23 protein-coding genes and 1 tRNA gene are annotated in these 23332 nt (G+C 68.5%); 17 read left to right on the top strand and 7 right to left on the bottom strand.

Annotated features, from left to right (window positions below):
• Positions 1-333: 333 nt before the first annotated feature.
• Entirely contained in the window at positions 334-480 is a 147-nt protein-coding gene (locus NN4_RS45450; protein WP_186818834.1) for a hypothetical protein, read from the bottom strand.
• Between the two features lie 96 nt (positions 481-576).
• Here NN4_RS45450 and NN4_RS38700 point away from each other — a divergent pair, with 96 nt between their 5' ends.
• From NN4_RS38700 to NN4_RS38690, 3 genes are all read left to right on the top strand, one after another.
• The gene (locus NN4_RS38700) at positions 577-1029 is read left to right on the top strand and encodes a flavodoxin domain-containing protein (RefSeq protein ID WP_147141656.1); all 453 of its coding nucleotides are present in this window, start codon (positions 577-579) and stop codon (positions 1027-1029) included.
• Positions 1030-1151: 122 nt separating this feature from the next.
• A complete protein-coding gene (locus tag NN4_RS38695) occupies positions 1152-1646 on the top strand; it encodes a hypothetical protein (RefSeq protein ID WP_107659272.1) in 495 nt (164 codons plus the stop codon).
• Between the two features lie 74 nt (positions 1647-1720).
• A complete protein-coding gene (locus NN4_RS38690; protein WP_147141653.1) occupies positions 1721-2296 on the top strand; it encodes a TerD family protein in 576 nt (191 codons plus the stop codon).
• A 49-nt stretch (positions 2297-2345) separates the two neighbouring features.
• Here the strand turns inward: NN4_RS38690 and NN4_RS38685 are convergent, their stop codons facing one another.
• The 5 genes from NN4_RS38685 to NN4_RS38665 all read right to left on the bottom strand — a co-directional run bounded on the left by NN4_RS38685 (position 2346) and on the right by NN4_RS38665 (position 8456).
• A complete protein-coding gene (locus NN4_RS38685) occupies positions 2346-3758 on the bottom strand; it encodes an MATE family efflux transporter (RefSeq protein WP_147141650.1) in 1413 nt (470 codons plus the stop codon).
• 100 nt (positions 3759-3858) lie between these two features.
• Positions 3859-4893 (bottom strand): PLP-dependent cysteine synthase family protein, encoded by a 1035-nt coding sequence (locus tag NN4_RS38680; RefSeq protein ID WP_147141647.1) that lies wholly within the window; start codon positions 4891-4893, stop codon positions 3859-3861.
• Between the two features lie 29 nt (positions 4894-4922).
• Positions 4923-6281: an alanine racemase gene (locus NN4_RS38675; protein ID WP_246181323.1), complete on the bottom strand. Its 1359-nt coding sequence runs from the start codon at positions 6279-6281 to the stop codon at positions 4923-4925.
• Positions 6272-7282: an ornithine cyclodeaminase family protein gene (locus NN4_RS38670; RefSeq protein WP_186818833.1), complete on the bottom strand. Its 1011-nt coding sequence runs from the start codon at positions 7280-7282 to the stop codon at positions 6272-6274. Before NN4_RS38670 ends, NN4_RS38675 begins: the two co-directional genes overlap by 10 nt.
• On the bottom strand, positions 7254-8456 hold the full coding sequence (locus NN4_RS38665; protein WP_147141643.1) for a TauD/TfdA family dioxygenase: 1203 nt from the start codon (positions 8454-8456) through the stop codon (positions 7254-7256). Before NN4_RS38665 ends, NN4_RS38670 begins: the two co-directional genes overlap by 29 nt.
• 260 nt (positions 8457-8716) lie before the next feature.
• Here NN4_RS38665 and NN4_RS38660 point away from each other — a divergent pair, with 260 nt between their 5' ends.
• The 9 genes from NN4_RS38660 (at position 8717) to NN4_RS38620 (ending at position 17877) form a co-directional block, all read left to right on the top strand.
• Positions 8717-10234, top strand: coding sequence for an ABC transporter substrate-binding protein (locus NN4_RS38660; RefSeq protein WP_147141673.1), 1518 nt, complete (start codon positions 8717-8719; stop codon positions 10232-10234).
• Positions 10231-11148 carry an ABC transporter permease gene (locus NN4_RS38655; protein WP_246181322.1) on the top strand — a complete coding sequence of 306 codons (918 nt, stop codon included), beginning with the start codon at positions 10231-10233 and terminating at the stop codon, positions 11146-11148. The genes NN4_RS38660 and NN4_RS38655 overlap by 4 nt, the downstream gene beginning before the upstream one ends.
• Positions 11145-11993 carry an ABC transporter permease gene (locus NN4_RS38650; RefSeq protein WP_147141640.1) on the top strand — a complete coding sequence of 283 codons (849 nt, stop codon included), beginning with the start codon at positions 11145-11147 and terminating at the stop codon, positions 11991-11993. Before NN4_RS38655 ends, NN4_RS38650 begins: the two co-directional genes overlap by 4 nt.
• Positions 11993-13546: an ABC transporter ATP-binding protein gene (locus tag NN4_RS38645; RefSeq protein WP_246181321.1), complete on the top strand. Its 1554-nt coding sequence runs from the start codon at positions 11993-11995 to the stop codon at positions 13544-13546. The genes NN4_RS38650 and NN4_RS38645 overlap by 1 nt, the downstream gene beginning before the upstream one ends.
• Before the next feature lie 29 nt (positions 13547-13575).
• Positions 13576-14313: a lytic transglycosylase domain-containing protein gene (locus NN4_RS38640; RefSeq protein ID WP_147141635.1), complete on the top strand. Its 738-nt coding sequence runs from the start codon at positions 13576-13578 to the stop codon at positions 14311-14313.
• 112 nt (positions 14314-14425) lie between these two features.
• The gene (gene eno, locus NN4_RS38635; RefSeq protein WP_147141632.1) at positions 14426-15712 is read left to right on the top strand and encodes a phosphopyruvate hydratase; all 1287 of its coding nucleotides are present in this window, start codon (positions 14426-14428) and stop codon (positions 15710-15712) included.
• A 16-nt stretch (positions 15713-15728) separates the two neighbouring features.
• Entirely contained in the window at positions 15729-16400 is a 672-nt protein-coding gene (locus NN4_RS38630; protein WP_147141630.1) for an FtsB family cell division protein, read from the top strand.
• Entirely contained in the window at positions 16397-16933 is a 537-nt protein-coding gene (locus NN4_RS38625) for a DUF501 domain-containing protein (RefSeq protein WP_147141627.1), read from the top strand. The genes NN4_RS38630 and NN4_RS38625 overlap by 4 nt, the downstream gene beginning before the upstream one ends.
• On the top strand, positions 16930-17877 hold the full coding sequence (locus NN4_RS38620; protein ID WP_147141623.1) for a Ppx/GppA phosphatase family protein: 948 nt from the start codon (positions 16930-16932) through the stop codon (positions 17875-17877). Before NN4_RS38625 ends, NN4_RS38620 begins: the two co-directional genes overlap by 4 nt.
• Positions 17878-17896: 19 nt before the next feature.
• Here the strand turns inward: NN4_RS38620 and NN4_RS38615 are convergent, their stop codons facing one another.
• Positions 17897-18352, bottom strand: coding sequence for an SRPBCC family protein (locus NN4_RS38615; RefSeq protein WP_147141621.1), 456 nt, complete (start codon positions 18350-18352; stop codon positions 17897-17899).
• A 204-nt stretch (positions 18353-18556) separates the two neighbouring features.
• Between NN4_RS38615 and NN4_RS38610 the strand changes: the two genes are divergently transcribed.
• The 5 genes from NN4_RS38610 to NN4_RS38590 form a co-directional block, all read left to right on the top strand.
• Positions 18557-20023 carry a peptide MFS transporter gene (locus NN4_RS38610; protein ID WP_147141618.1) on the top strand — a complete coding sequence of 489 codons (1467 nt, stop codon included), beginning with the start codon at positions 18557-18559 and terminating at the stop codon, positions 20021-20023.
• 57 nt (positions 20024-20080) lie between these two features.
• Complete coding sequence (locus NN4_RS38605; protein WP_246181320.1) at positions 20081-21577, top strand: amino acid permease; 1497 nt, start codon at positions 20081-20083, stop codon at positions 21575-21577.
• Positions 21578-21685: 108 nt separating this feature from the next.
• Positions 21686-22603, top strand: a complete 918-nt coding sequence (locus tag NN4_RS38600; RefSeq protein ID WP_147141666.1) for a ribonuclease Z — start codon at positions 21686-21688, stop codon at positions 22601-22603.
• A gap of 139 nt (positions 22604-22742) precedes the next feature.
• Positions 22743-22816, top strand: a tRNA-Leu gene (locus tag NN4_RS38595).
• 312 nt (positions 22817-23128) lie between these two features.
• Positions 23129-23332, top strand: a 204-nt coding sequence (locus tag NN4_RS38590) for a hypothetical protein (RefSeq protein WP_147141615.1), incomplete at its 3' end; no start/stop codon positions are given.

The following is a 23332-nucleotide window of genomic DNA, read 5'->3' as shown; positions in this document are numbered from 1 at the left end:
GGGCCGAGCGGCGCTACCGCCGGCGTCGTGACGCCGACTGGGCAGCACCGCGCCCGGCGCGGTCGGATTCAGAAGTGGGGCACGATGCCGTAGCGCGGGAACGAATTGATCACGCGGATTCCAGACGATCGGTTAACCATTCGTTTTCACCTCACTCACGGCAGGACGCACAAGCGTCGGATGGGTGTGCTGGATCCGTGCGCGCGGCTGACGAACGACCGAGCGTGCGCACGGGAGACAGCACGCTGGCCGGACAATCATCGGCCGGCAGAAGAGAGATGTCCCAGACAACAATGGGGACTGTACGAATGATGCATCTACGGTGACATTTCGTCAATCGGGACACTCCGTCCCACCCGCTGCCGTTCCGCTGCCTCTGGCGTGGCCCTTTGCCGCGCCGATCGCATAGCGGCCGGTCGCGCGGGCCTCGCGGGCGGGCGTACGCCGGATGGCGCGTTCGCGCACCGTGATTGTCATCATGACCGGCAGGTGAACGAACCTCACGGGGTAGCGCCACTTGAACGACGTAGTTAGGATAGCCTCACCAATATAGATCGGAGAAGGGAGCGCAACGCTGTGCGCGTCGTCATTCTGTTCGGATCCGAGATGGGCACCGCCGAAACCGTCGCAGACAGCGTCGCGGACGCGCTCTCCGCATACGACGTATCGGTCTACGACATGAGCGATTTCGCCGTCGACGACCTCGACGCGCACGACTTCCACGTCGTCGTGTGCTCCACCTACGGCGACGGCGATCTGCCGACCGGTGCGGAGTCGTTCTTCGACGAACTCGCCGCCGCGTCTCCCGACCTGACCGGCCTGCGCTTCGCCGTGTTCGGCCTCGGCGACAGCATCTACGGCGACACCTTCAACCGCGGCGGGGAGATCGCGGCCGAACGGCTCGTCGAGTGCGGCGCCACGCAGGTCGGGATGCATGCCCGCCACGACGCGTCGACCGAGATCCGCGCGCGGGACATGGCCCGCGACTGGGCGGCAACCCTGCCCATCCGCGCGCTCGCCCCGGCCTGATAGTCCGCTGAGAGCACTCCGGACATCGGGACCAGCGCCAGCGGACAAGTGGCCCAGCACTTTAGACTGCTATCAAGCGCGGCACAGCCCGTCGCGCTCGACGATCCATGAGGTGACGAAAGATGGCAGCCGGAGCGAGCCCCGCGCAACGTCAAGACCACTCGACAGATCATCACGACGATCATCCCGAGCTGGACGTGCTACCGGAATGGCCCCGGGAAACGATCGCCGTGCTGGTGACCACCGACCCCGGACCGCACGCGATCCCGGTGTCCTGGCCGGTGCGCGCCGGTGATCGGCAAATCCTGCTCAGTCTCAAGTTCGATCGTGGGTCGCTGGCCCGGCTGCGGGAGCGACCGCAGGTGGCGCTGCTGATCCTCGGCGGCGGCAACGTCGCGCTGTGCGCACGCGGCACCGCGCGGGTGATTGCCGAGCAGATGCCCGACGCCGCCGACTACGTCGCGGTGCGCATCGACGTCGAGGCGATCGACGACCATCGGCAGTCGGCCTTCGCGGTGGCGGGCGGCATCCAGCGCACCGTGCTCGACCCGGCCGAGCTGCACGCACTCGAGGGTCGCGTGAACACACTCCGAGCGTGGGCCGACGGTCAGAACTGAACCTGCGTAACAGGTCCGGGGCCGGACAATAATCGAGATTAAAGCGGCGCGAACGGGCCGCACGGAAGGGACTCATGAGCGTCACATTGGCCAAGGGCGGAAATGTTTCGCTGTCTAAGCAGGCAGCCAACCTCACCAAGGTTGCGGTAGGCCTCGGGTGGGACGTGCGCACCACCACGGGCGCCGACTACGACCTCGACGCGAGCGCGCTGGCGACCGGACCTGATCTGAAGGTGCTCTCGGATCAGCATTTCGTCTTCTACAACAACCTGCGTTCCCCCGAGGGTTCGATCGAGCACACCGGCGACAACCTGACCGGCGAGGGCGAAGGCGACGACGAGGTCATCAACGTCGACCTGGCCGCCACCCCACCGACCATCACCAACATCTTCTTCCCGGTGTCCATCCACGACGCCGACGCGCGCAGCCAGTCCTTCGGGCAGATCCGCAACGCGTTCATCCGCGTGGTGGACGCGTCGACCGGCATCGAACTGGCCCGCTACGACCTCACCGAGGACGCCTCCACCGAAACCGCGATGATCTTCGGCGAGCTGTACCGCCACAGCAACGAATGGAAGTTCCGCGCCATCGGCCAGGGCTACGCCTCCGGCCTCGCTGGCATCGCCCGCGACTACGGCGTCCACATCTGATCGAGCCCGGGTACGGGCGTCGCGCCGGGTGGCGGCGACGCCCGTCCGATCAGCTCGGACTGCTGAGGCTTTCCGGAGCTTCCGGGATCAACCGGGGGCGATCGCGTTCCCTGGCGTCGAGCATGGCGAAGTAGCGGCGGAGCATGAGGACGGCCGTGGTGGCCAGGCCTGCGGTGAGCCCCCACCAGACGCCGGCCGCGCCGAGGCCGATCGGGAAGGCCAGCAGTAGGGCGACGGGGAGGCCGACGCCCCAGTAGCCGACGAGCGACAGGCGGAAGCCTGCGTTGGTCTCCTTCAGGCCGCGTAGCAGTCCGGTGCCGATGTTCTGGGCGGCGTCGAAGAATTGCAGCACGATGCCGATCAACAGCAGGGTGTGCGCGATCTCAATTGTGCTGGTGTCGTTCGAGTTCAGGAACGGCCGCAGCACCAGGTCGGGTGCGATCACGTAGATCGCGCCGGTGATCGCGGCCACCACGCCGACGTGCCGCAGCGCGAGCCAGGCCAGCGCCCTGGCGTGCTGGTACTCGTCACGGGTGACGGCGTGGCTGACCAGGATCGACGCACCGTGCGACAGGCCGATGGCGACCTGGAACACGATGTAGATGATCTGGTAGACGACGTTGTGCGCGGCCAGCGCCGCCGGGCCGATGCTGCCCATGACGAGCGCGAGCACCGAGAACATGCCCGCCTCGGAGCCGTAGGTGAGCGCGATCGGCCCACCGAGGCGCAGCTCGGCGAGCACGGTGGACCGCCGCACCGGCCACGGGCGCAGCGGCAGCGTGGCGCCGAGCCGGTGGTCCCGGCGCACCATCGCCCAGAAGACGCCGAAGGTGATGAGGAAGACCAGCGAGGTGGCCACGCCGATACCGGTGAGGCCGAGCTCGGGCAGTCCGGCGCGGCCGTGGATGAAGCCGAGCGCGAGCACCAGATTCAGCACCACCGAGCCGAGCGTGACCAGCAGCAGGGCCTGCGGGCGCTGCATGCCGACGGTGTACTGCCGCAGCACCTGGAACCACAGGCACGGCAACAGACCCGGCGCCAGCGCGACCATCAGCGGACGCGCGTCGGCCAGCACCCCGGCGTCCTGGCCGAGCCACTGCAACGACCAGCCGAGCCCGATGAGGAGGACCCCACCGACGAGGCCGGCCAGGGTGGCGATCAGAAAGCTCGACCGCAGTACGTCTTTGATCTCTTCGTCGGGGGATTCGCCACGCTTACCCGCCGAACTCACCGCGGTGGCAATCTGATTGCCGCTCGCGGTGATCAGCCCGACGCACATGGTGCGAATCTGGTTGAACAGCGCGATCGCCAGCCCACCCGCGGCCACCTGTTGCACGCCGAGCGTGCCCATCAGCACGATATTGGTGGTGGACACCGCGATCTGCGCCAACTGCGTCATCGCGATCGGCGTCGCGAGCGCGGTGAGCCGACGGCTGTCGGCCCGGTAGCCCGACAGATTCACCGGGCCACCTCCACACGCTCATATCGGGCGGCGCCCGAAACTACCGTGCGCGGCAGACCGATTCGTTCGCCGCCCCGATCGGGGGCGGTCAGCAAGTGCTTCATCGAACCTCCGCGAGCTCGGCACGGCGGGCAGTGGGGGTGTAGCGGTGCAGCATCGCCAGCACTTCGGCTTCGGCCGCGGGGTCGAGCAGGTCGCGTTCGGCCATCCAGTCGTCGTCGAAGACGGTGTCCAGGTACTTCTCGCCGCCGTCGCAGACGAGGGTGACGATGGTGGAGCCGGGCGGGAATTCGTCGAGCCTGCTGAGCGCGGCGTGCACCGACCCGCCCGCCGAGCCGCCGATCATCAGGCCGAGCTGAGCGGCGACGGCGCGAGCGGTCGCGAAGGCGTCGACGTCGGTCACTTTCACGCCCTCGTCCAGCAGCGAGTAATCCACGGCGGTACCGATGGTCGCGCCGGGCGGGGTGCCGGTGCCGGACTGCCAGTACGGGCCGCCCTCGCCGCCGAAGGCGATCGAGCCGACCGGCTCGACGCCGATCACCCGTGGCACACAACCGAGTTGGCGCAGCCGGGTCGCGGTGCCGAACAGCGAACCGCCGGTGCCGACCGAGGAGAGCAGGATGTCGACCCGATCCACGTCCTCCAGCAACTCTTCGGCGACCGTGTAGTAGCCGACCGCGTTGGCGTCGTTGTTGTGCTGCTCGGTGAAGTACGCGTCCGGCCGCGCGGCCGCCATCGCCTCGGCCAGGTCTTCCCGGGCCGAGGTGGCCAGGTTGTCGTCGCCGTCATCGGCGACGAACACCAATTCCGCACCCATTGCTCGCATAGCGCGCAGCTTGTCCTTACATGCGTGATGATCGACCACTGCGGTAAAGCGATACCCACGTTCAGCAGCTACTACCGCGAGACCGAGTCCGGTGTTCCCGGATGTCGACTCGATGATATGCCCGCCACTTCCCAGCAACCCGCGCCGCTCCGCATCGAGCACCATTTCGCGGGCCATTCTGATCTTGGCCGCGCCGGTCGGGTTGAACTGCTCGAGCTTGAGCAGTAACCGGGTGCCGGTCGAGGTGGCCGCCAGTTCGAACAGCGGCGTGCGGCCGATCAGATCCGTCACGCGCGTGACGAGCGGCATGGATTTTCTCCTAGTTCAGGTGGTGGGTGTCAGCCGTCGAGCGTCCAGCGGAGCCGATCGCCGGGTGCGTCGTGCAGCAGCACCTTCGGCGGTATCGGCAGCTCATGGAAGGCGGACTCGTTCGAGTCCATTTGGTAGCCAGCGGTATTCGGGTAGATCAGCAGGTCACCGACCGTGGCGGCGCGCGGTAGCGGGATCCGCCGCCAGCTGAGCATGTCGGAGTCGAGGCAGGTGGCCGCGCCGACGCTGGTCGGGGTGGTGCTGCCCGGCCGGGTGGGCCACAGCAGCGGGTCGGGCAAGTATTCGCTGTCGAACCACTGCTCGGACAGGCTCAAGCTGGTGCCGTCGACGGTGAGCAGATGGTACGGCGCGCCGTCGACGTGCCGGATCTTGCTGCCCTGGACCCGGAAGACGGTGAAACCCGCATGCGCGAGCAGCGCGCGGCCCGGCTCGATCGCCAGCCGGACGGCGTTGTCGCGCAGCCGCTGTGCGAGCCCGTCGTGCGCGAGGATCGCGGCAAGCATGGCCGGGCCGGGTGCGGGGAAGTGGTAAGGGTAGTAGGACTCGAACGACTTGCCCGAGTGGAACCACTGCCGGTCGACGTGCTCGGTGAACTCCGCCCAGGCGGCGGGAGGCACGTAATCGACGCCGAAGCCACCACCGATCGACAGCGTGGTGGCGGGCTGACCCAGCGTCCGCGCGTGCAGGCAGCGAGCGATCAACGCACCGGCCAGTTCGGCTCTGGCGACGGCGTCGTAGCCGGACAGGTGAAAGCTGAAGCCTTCCAGCCGAATCGACTCGCGGCCGTGGAACGCGACCAGCGCACGGTCGAGCTCGGCCTCGGTCATCCCGAACCGGCTGGCCGACGCGGCAGGCAATACCCGGAGCATGATCCGGACCGGCGCGGTCGAGTCACCCAATGCGGCAAGTCGTTCGAGCTCGTCGAGATCATCGACCGCGATCAGCGCACCGTGCCGGGTGGCCAGCCAGAGCAGGTCGTCGGATTTCGCGGGGCCGGTCACCATCAACTCGGTGCCGCGCACGCCCTGCGCCAGCGCGGCTGTCAGCTCGCCGACACTGGAAACATCCACGCCCGCACCGTGTTCCGCGCAGGCCCGGGCGACGGCGGCGGACTTGTTCGCCTTCTTGCCGTAGTAGACGACGCCATCGACCCCCGCCTGCTCGAACGCGGCGTGGAATCCCTGGATATTGCGGCCCACCCGCGGTGGGTACAGCACGTGGAACGGGCCACCGACCGCGAAGCCGATGTCGCCCAGCAGATTCGGGTCGCCGAGCACGCGGCGCTCCCACTCGTCCAGGTGCGCCGGGACCGGGGCGGCGCTGATCGCACCGCGCGTCACCCCGATCCCGCCCGCGTCTAATCCCACAGGGGCACCTCCGTGCCGCGCCCCTCGGCGATGGCGCGCTCGGCGAGGGCGTGCGCGACCGCGATGTCGGTCAGCACGAGCCCGCTGTTGTAGACGAAGATGCGCTCGTCGTCCGAGCGCCGCGCGACCGCGCGACGGCTCAGGATCTGCGGCAATTCGGCGTCCACCGCGCGCAGCCGCCCATCCGGCCCGACCATGTCGGTCCCGGTCAACGCCATCTGCTCGGCGCTGGTCGCGACGACCCGATCGGCGTCGATCAGGGTCGAGGGGGCCAGCCCGTAGCCGACGAGCACCACCGTCGAACCCGGTGCCAGATCACTGGATTCGAGCGCAACCTCGGTGCCGGGGCCCGCGGTGGCCAGCACCACGTCGGCGGTGGTCGCGGCGGCCTGCGGGTCTTCGACCGTCTCGAGCAGCGCGTGCGGGTAGTACTCGGCCAGCTGCCGGTGCACCGCGTCCAGCCCTTCGGGGTGGGTGCCGTACAGCATCAACTTGCGCAGCTGCGGGTTCGCGGCGAGCAAGTGCGGCAACGCGTTTCGGCCCTGGGTACCGGTGCCGATCAGCAGCACGCTCTCCGCGCCGCGGCGGATGGTCTCGCGCACCAGCAGCGCCGACACCGCAGGCGTGCGCAGCGCGCCGACCCGCGAGCAATCCATCAGCGCGATCGGCGCACCGGTGCTGTCGTCGTAGAGCGTGATGGTCGTGTAGTAGCGCTTGGTGCTGCGATCGTGGCCGGGATCGAACTTGTAGGACGTCTTCATCGCGACCACCCGGCGGCGGCCGTCGCGGCCGAGCATCGCGTAGGACACCGACCAGCCGTCCGGGTTCGCGACGCTGAGTTTGCGTGGGTTGTCCGAATCCCCTGCGGCGAACGCCAGATACGCGTCCTCCACGGCGCGCACGACATCGGCGGGCGTGATCGGCACGCCGGCCAGGTCACTGCGGCTCAGCACCCGTAACGGGGTGCTGCGGTCACGGATGTTCAATGGATCCTCGATCATGTGCTGCTTCCCGCTCTATCGCCACCGGATGGGGCTTCCGGTGTTCGTCCGTTCGGGCCGACTCGCGGCCACCGGACACGAAAGCGGTAGTTCCTGCCGCTCGGAACGGGGCGACGACTCGCTGCCCGTACCCATTCTCGTCGGCCTCTTCGGCCCGCCGCGGTCGATCAGGCAGGCGGATGTTCACCCGCTTGAGCCAGCGGTCGGTGCCGTCGTAGCGCGCGGTGAACGGTACCCGACCATGCACCGCGACGTCGTTGTCCACCAGCAAGATTTCACCCGGCGTGAGTGCGGCCGTAACGCAGACGCGCTCCAGTTCGGCGGTGAGCCGGGCGTAGGCCGCGCGGTATTCGGCATCGGCGTCGTCGAGCGGGGTGTAGGCGGGGTCGTAGCGCAGTGTCGCCTCGTCCGGCCCGGCCGAGGTCCACAGCGTCGGCAGCGGCGTGGCCGAATATTGTTCGTGCCCACTGCCGTAGGAGACGTCGGGCAGGATGGGCAGCGTCGGCGTGCTGAGCAGCCTGCGCTGGGCGGCGCTGAGTTCGACCCGCCGGACCGAGGACACCGTCGTGCCGACCAGGTCCGGATTGCGCAGGCAGCCGAGCATCAGCAGGTTGGCGCGCTGCGGGTGGAAGGCGTCCTCGGAGTGCGGGCTGAGCAGGGTCTTGCTGCTCGCGCCGGACTGTTCGTCCTCGTGGCCGGGGGAGGGCAGGATGTTGTTCACCAGCCGTCCGCCCTGCTGGCCCTGCCAGCCGAACGGCTCGCCGGCCGAACGGGCGAGCAGCAGCATGACCAGGTCGAGCTCGAAGGAGTGCGCGCGCCGTGCGGCGTCGCCGCTCCACTGCGCGGCCTCGCGCCAGCTCGGCGGGGTCGGGCCGAATTCTGCATCGGTCAGTGGCAATTTGCTTACGATGGTCGCGCCTGCTGCGGTGGCCGGCGGGCGCATGGTGCGCCGCACGTCGGCGGGTAATTCGGCGAATCTGCGTTCGATCTGCGCGATCACGATCGGATCGGTCAGCGTGACGGCGGTGCTGGCTGGGTCGGGCAGCGTCGAATCCAGTGTGGTAGATATCTCTCGCGCGAGCTCACGCACCGCACGCCCGGCGGCGGCGGGCAGCTCGCGACGTTCGATATCCTGCGGGTGAAGCGTCTTACGTTCGGAGAGAACGCCTTTCACCGAGGGGGTCCCTTCTTCGCATCGTTCGAAAAAGCAGGAGTGACGTCGATCTGCGAAGCTATCCGGTCTTTCGCGGTTAAGCAAGGCTTACCTAAGCGAGTCTGCTAAAAATAGCAGAAACGCATAACACTAGTGAAGTTTGACTTAATCTCCGTCGCGTGACGCGCAACCGATTAGGCTAGCCTGTCCTGATCGCATCGGCGCTGGCTCAGCACCTCGCCGACCGTGCGCGGATGTTTGTCCAGGAAGAAGGCGGCGCAATGGGTTTGAATCGGCGGCAGCTCCTCCAATCAGGGCTCGGCATCGGGGCGGTGATATTTGTCGCCGCGTGCTCGAAGGGCACGGAGTCGTCCGGGCCCGCCCAGCGCGGCGGCACCCTGCGCGTCGGAGCCCTGGGCACCGCGGCACGGATCGAACGCGATCCGCACGCCAACCTGAGCAACGACAGCGACTTCCTGATCACCTCGCTGGTGTACGACGCGCTCACCGTGCCCGGCGCCGATCCGAATGTCGCGCCGCGCTTGGCGACCCGGTGGGAGCCGGACGCGCAGCGCCGCCGCTGGACCTTCACCCTCGCCGACGGCGCGACCTTCCACGACGGCAGCCCGGTCACCGCCGACGACGTGGTGTGGTCGCTGCGCAGGCTGCGCACGGTCGGTGGCGCGTCGAAAATGCCGGTCGCCGCAGAAGACATCACCGCGGACGGCCCGAACCGTGTGGTGCTCACCGTGCCCGAGCCGAACACCCAGCTGCCGCTGCTGGTCCGGCTGATGACGTTCACCGTCAAAAAGGACACCACCGACTTCACCAAAGCCGTTGGCACCGGGCCGTTCCGGCTCGAGTCGTATCAGGCGGGCAATGCCAGGCTGGTGCGCAACGAGCAGTGGCACGGCACGCCGCCGCTGCTCGATGCCATCGAGATCACCATGTTCGAGAGCGTCACCGCGCTGGGTAACGCGGTGCTCGGCGGGCAGATCGACCTCGCCTCCAACGTCGGCGCGATCGCAGGCCGAACCGCCGAGGGGCGCGGTGACCTCCGAGTGGTGCGCCGCGCCGACGACACCATGCTCGGCGTCGCGATGCGCGCCTCGGACGGGCCGTTCGCCGATGCCAGGGTGCGCACCGCGCTGCGACTCGGCGTCGACCGGAACGCGCTGGTGAGTCAGGTGCATTCGGGCTACGGCAAGGTCGCCAACGACATCCTGGGCACCGGCGACCCGATCTACGACAAGTCCATCGCGCAGCGCACCCGCGACGTCGACCGAGCGAAAACGCTGCTGCGCGAAGCCAATTTCGACACCGGCCGCAGCTATCCGCTGATCACCAAGGCGGAGGCGCCCGGTGAGGTGGAGTCGGCCAAGGTCATCGCGACCCAGCTCGCCGACGTCGGCGTCCGCCTCGACGTGGTGACCCAGGACTCCAACGCCTTCTACGACCAGACCTGGTTGAAGGGCGCGCTGTACACCGTCTCCTGGGGCACCAACGATTCGGTGCTGTTCTACGCGGACAAGCTGATGTCGAGCCGATCCAACCGCAACGAAACCGACTTCAAGGACGCTGAGTTCGACGCGGCCACCGCGAAAGCCATGGCGGCGCAGAGCGACTCGGAGTACACCCAGGCCTGTCGCGACGTGCAGCGGATCCAGCACGAGCGCGGCGGATACCTGGTGTGGGGCATGGCCGACGGCATCGACATCGCGTCCGCGCGGGTGCGCGACCTGCCCACGCTCGGCGGCTTCGCGCGGGTGCAGCTGGAACGGGCCTGGTTGGCCGGGTGATCTCGTTCGCGCGCCTGCTGATCCGGCGCATCACCCTGCTGATCGCCCTGCTGGCAACGGTCTTCGTGGTCGTCGACCTGCTGCCGGGCAGTACCGCACGGGCGGTGCTCGGCCGGGACGCGACGCCGGAACGGGTCGCGGCCAAGGAGCGCGAACTCGGGCTGGATCGCCCGCTGCCGCAACGCTTCTGGGACTGGATCTCCGGCGTGGCGACCGGCGACTTCGGCCGCACCACGCGCGGGCGGCCGATCAACGAGCTGCTCGCCGACAAGTTCCCGCCGACCCTGCTGCTCGGTGGGCTCGCGTTGGCGGTGACGGTGGTCGTTTCGCTGCTGCTCGGCCTCTGGTGGGCGCAGCGCCCGGTGCGGCCGTTGCAGCCCGCGACGACCATCGCGGCGGCGATACCGGAGTTCGTGGTGGCGACGCTGTTGATTCTGGTGTTCGCGCTCGGCGCGGGCTGGCTGCCCGCCGTCACTATTACCGATCGCTCCGGTTTTCCGGCGAGCCCCGACATGCTGGTGCTGCCGGTGCTGGCGCTGGCGATCCCGCAGATCGGCTGGAATACCCGGGTGGTGCGCGCCGCGCTGGTGGACGCGGCGCAGGCGCCGCACGTGGAAAGCGCTGTGCTGGACGGGATTGCCGCCCGCAGTGTGCTGCTGCGGCACGTGCTGCCCTTCGCGCTGCCGACGATCGTGGCGAGTTTCGCGACCACGGTCGGGATGGTGCTCGGCGGCTCGCTGGTGGTGGAGACCATCTTCAACTACCCGGGTCTGGGCGCCGTGCTCGCCGGGTCGGTGGCGGATCGGGATGTGGCGGTGGTCGCCTCGGTGGTCGCACTGTCCGGCGCGGTGATCATGTGCGTGCTCGCCGTCGCCGACGGGATTCGTACCTGGTCGTTGCGGGGTGTCCGATGAAACGCCTACTGCGCCCTCGTGACCCGGCTGCGGCAACGGCGCGGCCGGACCGCGGTCGAGTGCGCCGCCTTCGGTTGCTGACGGTGCTGCCCGCCGTGGTGGTGACGCTGCTCGCTGTGTGCGGACCCGCGCTTGCCCCGCACCCGGCCGAAACCCCCGTCGGTATCCCGTTCGGCAGTGCCGGTGCCGGCGCCTGGTTGGGCACCGACCGGCTGGGTCGCGACGTGCTGAGCCAATTGCTCTACGGCGGTTGGGGTCTGCTGTTGCTTGCCGCGGTGATCGCCGTGGCGGTTACGGCGCTGGCGTGCGTGCTGGGTGCGGTCACCGCGCTGCGCCCCGGAGTGGGCGCAGTGATCGAACGGGCCGTCGACTTCGCCATGCTGCTGCCCGCCGTCCTCGGCATTCTGCTGGTGCTGACCGCATGGCCGGACGCGGGTCCCTTCGGCTTGGTTGTCGTCGCTCTGCTGTTCGGCACTCCTTACTGCGCACGGGTTTTCGCGGCAGCTGCGGCAGGGGTCGCTGCCTCCGGATATGTCGAAGCCGCCCGAGCGAGCGGTGAAACACTGTCGCACTTGGTCTTCCGTGAAGTGATACCGAACCTGCGGGAAGTGATCACCGTTCAGCTCGGGCTGCGCTTCGTGACCGCCGTCTACGTGGTCAGCACGGCGTCGTTCCTGCAACTGCCGACCACCCTCGGCGCGAGTAACTGGGCGGTCATGGTGCGCGAGAACTCATCCGGCATGCTGCTCAACCCTTGGGCGGTGCTGGCTCCCAGCCTGGCGATCGCGGTTGTCGCGGTGAGCGTGAACCTCGCGGTCACGGCCTTCGGACGAGGGGAGCGGTAGTGCGCGAACCCGTTCTGGACCTACCGATCGACGATGACCCGGTGCGCGCGGCCGCCGTCCTGCGCCGGAGTGGCCCGGCCGCTCTCGGTGGCAACCTGATATCGGTGCCGGTAGTGGTCGACGAGCTGTCGATATACGGCGCGACAGGGCAGGAGTTGGTCGAGCCCACCAGCTTCCGGATCGCGGCAGGGCAGATCACCGCCCTCACCGGGCCGTCCGGGTCTGGCAAGACAACACTGATGCGGGCGCTGCTGGGTCAGTTACCGCACGGTGCGGTCCGGCGCACCGGCACGGTCGAGGTCGCGGGTCACGATGTGTTCGCGCTGGACCCCGTTGCTCGGCAGCGGTTCCGGCGCACCCAGGTGGCCTACGTAGGGCAAGACCCTGGTTCGGCGCTGAATCCCCTGATGCGCGTGCACGCTCTGCTGCACGAGGTCGCCCGGGACGCTTCCCGTGACACCGTGCTCGAGACCCTCGAACTGGTCGGCCTCTCGGCAGAACACCTCCGCCGCCGATCCGGCGAGCTCTCCGGCGGTCAGCAGCGCCGAGTCGCCCTGGCCCGCGCGTTGATTCGCTGGACCGACGTACTGATCCTCGATGAACCGCTCGCGGGTCTGCACGGCGCGTTGCGCACCGACATCGCCCGCCTCCTGGCCGAGATCGCCGCCGAGCGTTCGACCGCCATCCTGCTGTCCGGCCACGACACCACCGCCGTGCACGCGATCGCCGACAGCGTCATCGAACTCGGTGCCGGGCTCGCGGTGGATGGCAAGGTCGAAACCGGGCACGCCCCCAGCCGGGACTCGGCAGCCCAGGGCCCGCTTCTGTTGCGGGCCGGCAACATCGGCGCGAAGATCGGCGCGCGCGCAGTGCTGGCCGAGGTAGACCTCGAGCTCGCCCCCGCCTCGGCACTCGCCGTGGTCGGTGTATCCGGTGCCGGTAAAACCACTCTCGCCCGGGTGATCGCGGGCCTGCATCGCTCGGCCACCGGCTCACTCGAGCTGGCCGGAACGGCGATACCGGTCGTCGGACGTGGGCGAATCGCCAGCGGCCGCAACGGCATTCAACTGGTCACCCAGAACCCGCGCGCCGCGCTCAACCCGCGCCGCACCGTGGCGCAGACCGTCGGCCGGCCGCTGCGCCGGATCGGCGGTGTGCCGAGACGTCAACTGGCGCAACGGGTCAGCGACCTGCTCGCCTCGGTCGAGCTGGCCCCCGAGCTGGCCCGGCGCTATCCACACGAGCTGTCCGGCGGGCAACGGCAGCGAGTCGCGCTGGCCCGTGCGCTCGCCGCCGAACCCGCGGTGCTCATCTGCGACGAGATCACCTCCGCGCTGGATCAGGCGACGGCCACCTCGATCATGCGGCTACTGGACCGGATCCGCCGCGACCGTGCCATGAGCCTGCTGGTGATCAGCCACGACATGGGTCTGGTCGCCGCACACTGCCCGCGTCTGGTGGTGCTCGACCACGGCCGAATCGTCGAATCCGGGGAGACGCACGCCATCCTCGCGGCACCCGCGCATTCGGCGACGCGCGAGCTGCTCGGCTGAGATTTCGCTGAGCACTCCGCCGGATCTGGATGATAGGTGGAGTGCTCCTGAAGAAGACCGGCGCTGTGGCCGCCGTCCTGGTGACCCTCGTGCTTGCCGGTTGTGGGATCGACCGTGATCTCCCGCCGATCCCCGAGGGCATTCCGCCCGGCCCCGGTACCCCGCTGCCGCTGATCGACTTGGACGGTCCCGGTCGCACCGCGCTCCAGTTGCGCGGCTGGGCCGAGGAACAGGCGGATCGCATGGCCATGCCGTCGGTGGCGTTGGAGGCCTACGGCTACGCGGCGGCGATCCTGGCCAGGTCCAGGCCGGACTGCGGCATCGCCTGGACGACCATCGCCGGAATCGCGAGCGTGGAGAGCAAACACGGCACCCATCGCGGTTCGCGCATCGACGCGGACGGCGTGGTGCGCCCGCCGATCATCGGCATCCCGCTCGACGGTGCGCCGGGTGTCGCCCTGATCAAGGACACCGATGGTGGTGCGCTGGACGGTGACCCGGTCTTCGATCGCGCGGTCGGCCCGTTGCAGTTCATCCCGGAAACGTGGAAGCGCTGGGGCGTCGACGCGAACGGCGACGGCGTCGCCGATCCGCAGAACATCGACGACGCGGCTCTCAGCACGGCCCGCTACCTGTGCGCCAGCGGCGGCGACCTGACCTCCGAGCACGGCTGGCAGAAAGCGCTGCTCACCTACAACCAGTCCAACAGCTACCTGCTGACGGTGCGCGACCGGGCCGCCGCCTACAGCGTCGGTCGCCGGGTCTGACCTGCTGCACCGGAGTGCCGGTTACCCGCTCGGCTCGGCGGAGGCTAGGCTCGCAGCGCACGGCAATTCCCGTAAGACCCACCGTGCCTGCAGCCGAAGGAGTGTCGTTTTCGTGGCCATCATCGAACAGGTCGGAGCTCGCGAGATCCTGGATTCTCGCGGAAACCCCACTGTCGAGGTCGAGATCGCCCTCGACGACGGCACCCTGACCCGGGCCGCCGTGCCCTCCGGCGCCTCGACCGGCGAGCACGAGGCCGTCGAGCTGCGTGACGGCGGCGAACGCTACGGCGGCAAGGGCGTACAGAAGGCCGTCGAGGGTGTGCTCGACGAGATCGCGCCTGCCGTCATCGGCCTGGACGCGGTCGAGCAGCGCACCGTCGACCAGGTGCTGCTGGATCTGGACGGCACCCCGGACAAGTCGCGCCTCGGCGCGAACGCTCTGCTCGGCGTCTCGCTCGCGGTGGCGCGTGCCGCCGCCGAGTCCTCCGGCCTGGAGCTGTTCCGCTACCTCGGTGGCCCGAACGCGCACGTGCTTCCGGTGCCGATGATGAACATCCTCAACGGTGGCGCGCACGCCGACACCAGCGTGGACGTCCAGGAATTCATGGTCGCCCCGATCGGCGCGCCCACCTTCAAGGAGGCGCTGCGCTGGGGTGCCGAGGTGTACCACGCGCTCAAGGCGGAACTGAAGTCCAAGGGCCTGGCCACCGGCCTCGGTGACGAGGGCGGCTTCGCCCCCGATGTGGCGGGCACCCGCGAGGCGCTCGACCTGATCAGCGTCGCCATCGGCAAGACCGGCCTGAAGCTCGGCAGCGATGTCGCGCTGGCGCTCGACGTCGCTGCCACCGAGTTCTACACCACGGGCAGCGGTTACAAGTTCGAGGGCAGTGTGCGCACCGCCGCCGAAATGACCCAGTTCTACGCCGAACTGCTCGCTTCCTATCCGCTGGTCTCCATCGAGGACCCGCTGTCGGAGGACGACTGGGACGGCTGGGTCTCGCTCACCGACGAGATCGGCGAGAAGATCCAGATCGTCGGCGACGACCTGTTCGTCACCAACCCGGAGCGGCTGGAAGAGGGCATCGCCAAGGGCGCCGCGAACGCGCTGCTGGTGAAGGTCAACCAGATCGGCACGCTCACCGAGACTTTGGACGCCGTGGAGCTCGCGCACCGCAACGGCTACAAGACGATGATGAGCCACCGCTCCGGCGAGACCGAGGACACCACCATCGCCGACCTCGCGGTCGCGGTGGGTAGCGGTCAGATCAAGACCGGTGCGCCCGCGCGCAGCGAGCGCGTCGCCAAGTACAACCAGCTGCTGCGCATCGAGGACGCCCTCGGTGATTCCGCACGGTACGCCGGGGACGTCGCGTTCCCGCGCTTCGTATTCGAGGGTTAGTCAAACAGGGGACGTAATGACGGAGCGACGTGCGCGAGGTACCAGTCCAGCCGGGCGTGGGGACCGCCGCACGTCGCGTTCCGCCACTTCACGGCCCAAGGCCGGATCCGACACGGAGACGGCCGCCCGGCCTGCCGCGGTAAAACGCACCGCGCGCAGGCGGTCGGAGGACAAGAAGGCCGGTCCGCAGAAGGTCGGGTTGCGCACGAGCGGCCACGGCGCGGACAAGCACGACCGCACGATTCTGGGTCTGTCCACCGGCAGGGCGGTAGTGCTGGCGATCGTGGTGTGTGCGCTCGCGCTCACTTTGGCCGTGCCGATGCGCACGTACTTCACCCAGCGGGCCGAGGCTTCGCAGCTCGCGCAGCAGCGTAAGGACCTGGAGGCCGACCTCGCACGGCTGCGGGATCGCCGTGCGCAGCAACAGGATCCCGCCTACATCCGCTCCGAGGCGCGCGACCGGCTGCGGCTGGTGCTGCCCGGCGAGACCCCCTACATCGTGCAGGTGCCCGGCATCGAGGCACCCGCCGCACCGACCGCCGCGACCAAGTCCCGGGAACCAGACCCCTGGTACACCGAACTGTGGCGCAGCATCTCCGAACCACAACCCGCCCCCGCGGCCGAGCAGACGCCGGCGCCCGGCCTGCCGCCTGCCGGGCCGCCGCCAGGACCGGAAGGACCCAGGTGACAGCGCCGAACGACCAGGATCTCGCGATCATCGCCAAGCAGCTCGGCCGCGAACCACGCGGCGTGCTCGCCGTCGCTTATCGCACCCCGGACGGGATCCCGGCCGTCGTGAAAACCGCGCCCCGCCTGCCCGACGGCACGCCGTTCCCCACCCTGTACTACCTGACCGACCCGCGGCTCACCGCCGAGGCGAGCAGGCAGGAATCCGCGGGTGTCATGCGCGAGATGACCGAACGGCTCGGCAGCGACCAGGAATTGGCCGCCGCCTACCGCGCCGCGCACGAGAGCTATCTGGCCGAGCGGAACGAGATCGAGTCGCTCGGTACCGATTTCACCGGCGGCGGGATGCCGGAGCGGGTGAAGTGCCTGCATGTGCTGATCGCGCATGCGCTGGCCAAGGGGCCCGGCGTGAATCCGTTCGGTGACGAGGCGGTGGCGCTCGCCGCCGACAATGGGTTGCGCGGCACCGCGATTCCGGCCGACTGGCCGAAGTACGAGCGGACCGGCATCGACGAAGCGGAGCACAGGGCATGAGTGATCGGGTAGCCGCCGTCGATTGCGGGACCAACTCCATCCGACTATTGATCGCCGACGTACTCGCCGACGGCAGGCTCGCCGACGTGCACCGCGAGATGCGGATCGTGCGCCTCGGCCAGGGCGTGGACGCGACCGGTTCGCTTGCGCCGGAGGCGATCGAGCGCACCCGGGTCGCGCTGGCCGACTATGTGGCACTGATGCGGGAGACCGGCGTCGGCCGGGTTCGGATGACCGCCACCTCCGCCACCCGTGACGCGGCCAACCGGGAGGACTTCTTCGCCATGGCCCGTGCCGAACTCGGCACCGTGGTATCCGGCGCCGAGGCCGAGGTGATCACCGGTGACGAGGAGGCGCGCCTGTCGTTCGCCGGTGCGATCGGCGAACTGTCCAGCGAGGCAGGGCCTTTCGTCGTGGTCGACCTCGGTGGCGGCTCGACCGAGCTGGTCTTCGGCGACAGCGACGGCGTGCAGGCCGCTTACTCCGCCGATATCGGCTGTGTCCGGATCACCGAACGCTGCCTGCCCGGCAACCCGCCCACGACCGAACAGATCAGCGCCGCACGAGAATTCGCCGCCGAGCGACTGGCCGAAGCCTTCGCGAAGGTGCCCGTCACCGGCGCGCGCACCTGGGTCGGCGTCGCGGGCACCATGACCACGCTGGCCGCGGTCGCCCTCGATCTGCCCGAATACGACTCGGCGAAGGTGCATCTCACCCGCCTCACGCTGGCTCAGCTGCGCGCCGTGTGTGATCGCCTGGTCGCCATGACGCACGACGAGCGCGCGGCCCTGGGCCCCATGCACCCGGGTCGCGTAGACGTGATCGGCGGCGGCGCCGTCATCGCCGAGGTGCTCGCCGACGAATTGGCGCGCCGCGCGGGCATTTCCGAGCTCGTCGTCTCCGAACACGACATCCTCGACGGGATCGCGCTGTCGATCGCGTAGTGCGCTGAGCCCCGGTTGTCTACGGGGACTTGCTTTCTCGCGCCCGACCGGCCACCAGATCCGCCAGCCTCGACAGCGATTCCTTGTTCCGCGGTACCAGTAGCTGCGCCTGGACCACGTCGGGTACCAGCGCGGCCGGTCCGCTGATCGCGCGTTCGAACATGCTGATCCGGGTGCTTTCGGGGGTCACCTCGCTCAGCTCCAACCGGATCCACGCCGAACCGACCGGCCACAGCCGCGCCTCCAGCTCGATCATCCGCGGCGGATCCACCTCACGGACCTTGGTGGTGTCGGACAGGTTCAGCGGCCAGGGGCCGACGCTGTGATGGATCCGGGTGCCCACCGCGGGCCAGCCGGCATCGACATCGCGGATATGCGAGGCGCCGACCACCCAGAGCGGGTACAGCCAGCCGTCGGCCAGCACTGCGAACGTATCCGCCACCGAGGCGGGCACCGTGATCTCTATCGGTTCCATCCGTGCGTCACTTTCGTCGTCCGACGGGGTCGCCGTGGCGTGGACTCGGCTGCGGCGTGTTGTTCCCGGATGCCCAGGGCGGGCCTGAGGAAACGCTCGATTACGCAGTCTGGCACGATCCGCAACCGGGCGCGACGCTGCGAGGATCTTCGAGATTTCGGTGTTGATGCCGAAGAATCGTCGCAAACATGGGAAGGTCTGAGGATGTCGGAAGTGAAAACGGCTGATTTACCGATTGCCGGACGTACCGTCTTCGGTCACCCGATCGGGTTGACCAACCTTTTCGGAGTCGAACTGTGGGAACGGTTCTCGTACTACGGAATGGTCAGCATCCTCGGGTACTACCTGTACTACTCGACCACCCAGGGCGGGCTCGGACTCGCCCAGAGCACCGGGGTCGGCATCGTCGGCGCCTACGGCGGCCTGGTCTATCTGTCCACCGTGCTCGGCGGCTGGATCGCCGACCGGCTGCTCGGCATGGAACGCACGGTGTTCTACGGCGGCGTGGTGGTGATGGCCGGCCATATCGCGCTGGCCGTGCTGCCCGGCCTGACCGGTGTCGGTGTCGGCCTGGTACTCGTCGCGCTCGGCAGCGGCGCGCTCAAGGCGAACGCGTCCTCGTTGCTCGGCACGCTCTATCCGAAGGGCGACGCCCGCGCGGACGGCGGGTTCACGCTGTTCTATCTCGGCATCAACCTCGGCGCGTTCAGCGGCCCGTTGCTCACCGGCCTGCTGCGCGACCACCTCGGCTTCCACTACGCGTTCGGTGCCGCCGCGATCGGCATGGCGCTCGGGCTCATCCAGTACGTCGTATTCCGGCGCAATCTCGGCACGCACGGCCAGGAGGTGCCGAACCCGTTGCCGCGCAGCGCGATCGGCCCGATGATCGGCCTGCTCGCCGCCGCCGCGTTGCTGGTGGCCATCGTCTTCAAGACCGGCCTGGTGACCCTGGACAATCTGCCCGACGTGACCACCGGCGTCATCGCCGTCGCCGCGATCATCTACTTCATCGTGATGCTCACCAGCGCCAAGGTGACCCCGCTCGAGCGCAGCCGGGTGCGCGCGTTCATCCCGCTGTTCATCGCCAACGCCGTGTTCTGGTCGCTGTTCCAGCAGATCTTCACGGTGCTCACGGTCTACTCCGACGAACGGATCGACTGGCGCATCTTCGGCTGGACCGCACCGTCGAACTGGATCAGCTCGGTCGAGCCGGTCTGGATCATCACGCTGTCGCCGCTGTTCGCCATCATGTGGACCAAGCTCGGCTCGCGCGCCCCGAGCACGCCACGCAAATTCGCGCTCGGCGTGATCGGCATGGGGCTGGCGTTCATGTTGTTCGTGCCGCTGTCGTTCATCACCGGACAGCACGTGCCCATCCTGCTCATCGTCGCCGTCCTGGCCGGATTCGCGGTGTCGGAGCTGCTGCTCTCACCGATCGGTCTTGCGGTGACCACCCAGCTAGCACCGGAAGCTTTCCGGGCACAGATGATGGCGCTGTACTTTTTCTCGGTTGGCATCGGCACGTCGATGTCGGGTACTTTGGCTCGGTTCTATGACCAAGACCACGAAATCGCCTACTTCGGAATCACCGGCGCCGTCGCGGTCTGCGCCGGACTGATCGTGGCCGCCATCGCGCCGCGGATCAGCAGGCACATGGCGGGTGTGCATTAAGCCCGCCAGCCGGGCATAGACGGGTTAGACAGCATGACCAGAGGTAGAGGAGAAGGTGTGGCGATCGAGAAGGTCGACGACGCAACCGGACAGGGAAGTCCATGGGGCGGGTTGTTCCGCACCAAATCGGTCGAGCAATCGATCAAGGACACCGACGAACCGGATTCGAAACTCCGCAAGGACCTGACCGCTTGGGACCTCACCGTCTTCGGCGTCGCGGTGGTGATCGGCGCGGGCATCTTCACGCTCACCGCACGCACCGCGGGCAATGTCGCCGGACCGTCGGTCTCGCTGGCATTCGTCTTCGCCGCGATCGCCTGCGGGCTGACCGCGCTCTGCTACGCCGAGTTCGCCTCGACGGTCCCGGTGGCAGGCAGCGCGTACACGTTCTCCTACGCCACCTTCGGTGAACTGGTCGCGTGGATCATCGGCTGGGACCTGATCCTGGAATTCGCGCTCGCCACCTCGGTGGTGGCCAAGGGCTGGTCGCAGTACCTCGGCGAGGTGATCGGAACGACGCCGATCGTGCACATCGGCTCGGTGTCCTTCGACTGGGGCGCGGTCGTGCTGATCGCCGTCCTCGGCGTGCTGCTGGCGACCGGGACCAAGGTGTCCTCGCGGGTGTCGGCGGTGGCGGTCGCCATCAAGCTGGCCGTGATCGCGCTCGTGCTGATCGTCGGCATCACCTACTTCAAGTCGGAGAACCTGAAGCCCTACATTCCGCCGTCCCAGCCGGGCGCCGAGGGCGACGGCCTGCGCCAGTCGCTGTTCTCCTTCCTGACCGGCGCCGGGCACAGCAGCTTCGGCTGGTACGGCCTGCTCGCCGCGGCCAGCCTGGTGTTCTTCGCGTTCATCGGCTTCGACGTCGTCGCCACCACCGCGGAGGAGACCAAGAACCCGCAGAAGGCGGTGCCGCGCGGCATCCTCGGCTCGCTGCTCATCGTCACCATCCTGTATGTCGCGGTGTCGCTGGTGCTCACCGGCATGGTGCCCTACACCGATCTGGCCGGTGAGAACGCCACGCTGGCAACGGCTTTCGCGATCCACGGCGACACCTGGGTGAAGAACATCATCTCCATCGGCGCGCTCGCCGGACTCACCACCGTGGTCATGGTGATGTTCCTCGGGCAGACCCGGGTGCTGTTCGCCATGGCGCGCGACGGGCTGATGCCGCGCAAGCTGGCGCACACCGGCAAGCACGGCACGCCGGTGCGGATCACCGCGATCGTCGGCGTGGTCTGCGCGCTGCTCGCCGGGTTCGTCGACTTCGGCACGCTGGAGGAGATGGTCAACATCGGCACGCTGTTCGCCTTCGTGCTGGTCTCGATCGGTGTGCTCGTGCTGCGCCGCACCCGCCCCGACCTGCCGCGCGGCTTCCGCGTGCCGTGGGTGCCGGTCGTCCCGATCCTCGGCGTCCTCGCCTGCCTGTGGCTGATGCTGAACCTGTCGGTGGAGACCTGGCTGCGCTTTTTGGTCTGGATGGCTCTCGGCTTCGTCATCTACTTCGCCTACAGCCGCAGGCACTCGGTGCTGCGCAACACCCCCGTCGAGTAGTGGGCGGACGAGTGGCACCCGTGTGTGGAGAATCGCGAGCTCCCTGGTGTGCCACTCGTCCAACTGGGGATCCGCTTGCGGCCCGAGGTGGGCGGTAGCGTGGCCAGGGTGTCGCAGCGCGAGCTAGTCGTCCTCGGGACCGCCAGTCAGGTGCCGACCAAGCAGCGCAACCACAATGGATATCTGCTGCTCTGGGACGACGAAGGGGTGCTGTTCGATCCGGGGGAGGGGACCCAGCGGCAGATGACCCATGCCGGGGTGTCGGCCACCGACCTCACCCGGATTGCGATCACCCATTTCCACGGCGATCACAGCCTCGGGCTGGCCGGGGTGGCGCAGCGGATCAGTCTCGACCAGGTGCCGCACCCCGTCGATGTGTGCTTCCCCGCCTCCGGCGCCGACTACTACGACCGGCTCGTCAACGCCACCGCCTACTACCAGCGCGCCGAATTGCGGCCCCGCCCGGTCGAATCGACAGGTCCGGTGGACTTCCCCGGCGCGCCGTTCGCGGTGTCGGCGGTCCGGCTGTCCCACCCGGTCGACACCTTCGGCTACCGGCTCACCGAGCCGGCCGGGCGCCGCATCCTGCCCGACCGCCTGCGGCACTTCGGGCTCAGCGGTCCCGTCGTCGGCCGACTACAGCAGCGGGGCCACCTCGAAATAGCCGGTCGCACCATCACTCTCGACGAAGTCAGCGAACACCGCCCCGGCCAGAGCTTCGCCTTCGTCATGGACACCCGCCTCTGCGACGGCGTGCACGAACTCGCCGCAGGCACCGACATGCTCGTCATCGAGGCCACCTTCCTCGACGCCGACGCCTCCCTCGCCGCCGAATACGGCCACCTCACCGCAGGCCAAGCCGCCCGCGTCGCCGCCGAAGCCGGCACCGACACGCTGGTCCTCACCCACTTCTCCCAGCGCTACCGCGACCTCACCGACCACCTCACCGAGGCCCGCGAATACTTCCCCGGCACCCTGCACATCGCCACCGACCTGACCCGAATCCCCCTCCCGCCCAGACGATGACAGCCGCCACCTACACCCCCGCCTTCGCTCCACTCTTTGGTCAAATGCCCGACTTTTTCCAGGAGGACGCCGACACGTTGCACAGCTAGAACACTCGGAATTCCGGTACACCCGTACGACTCGGTACGCTGTCCCGGACGCCCCCATAGCCCAATTGGCAGAGGCAGTGGACTTAAAATCCATCGAGTGTCGGTTCGAGTCCGACTGGGGGCACGAGAGGACTCCTCCTTGCCATCGAGGAGCTGGGGGTTCAGGCTCCGCCACGTCCTCCTCTGTTGGCCGAAGACGGATCACGAATCCTGAGGGACTCGTAGGGGTAGGCGGTAGGGCAGCATCGCGGCGATGCGGATCACGTCACGGGGGCCGTGCTGTCGGCTGGATGGGGTTCAGCGTCGTGACCGATCAGTGTCCGATCTGCGGCGGGTGTGGCGTCGAATATGTCGTTGGGTCGGTGATGTGGTGCGGGGTCCGGCCGGTGTGTTCGTCCTTATGCCCTGTGTTCGCTTCGCCGTCATGGAGGTTGCTGTGAAAACCATTTCGCCCGCAGTGGGATCGTTGCTGGCTGTCGTCATCGCGTGTGCCACGGCTGCGGCCCCCGCGCATGCCCAGGAGGATCCGGATCCGCCGTGGAGCGGGCACTGCACCGGTGAGAAGGTCAAGGTCGCGGCGGAGAAGCCGTTCGCGATCCAAGCCTGCCAACGCGCCTACAGCGCCGCCGCCCGCACCGCC

Origin of the sequence: Nocardia ninae NBRC 108245 (genome assembly GCF_007990755.1) — a bacterium.
GTDB classification, from domain to species: domain Bacteria; phylum Actinomycetota; class Actinomycetes; order Mycobacteriales; family Mycobacteriaceae; genus Nocardia; species Nocardia ninae.
This window is presented reverse-complemented; position numbering and strand designations above follow the sequence as displayed.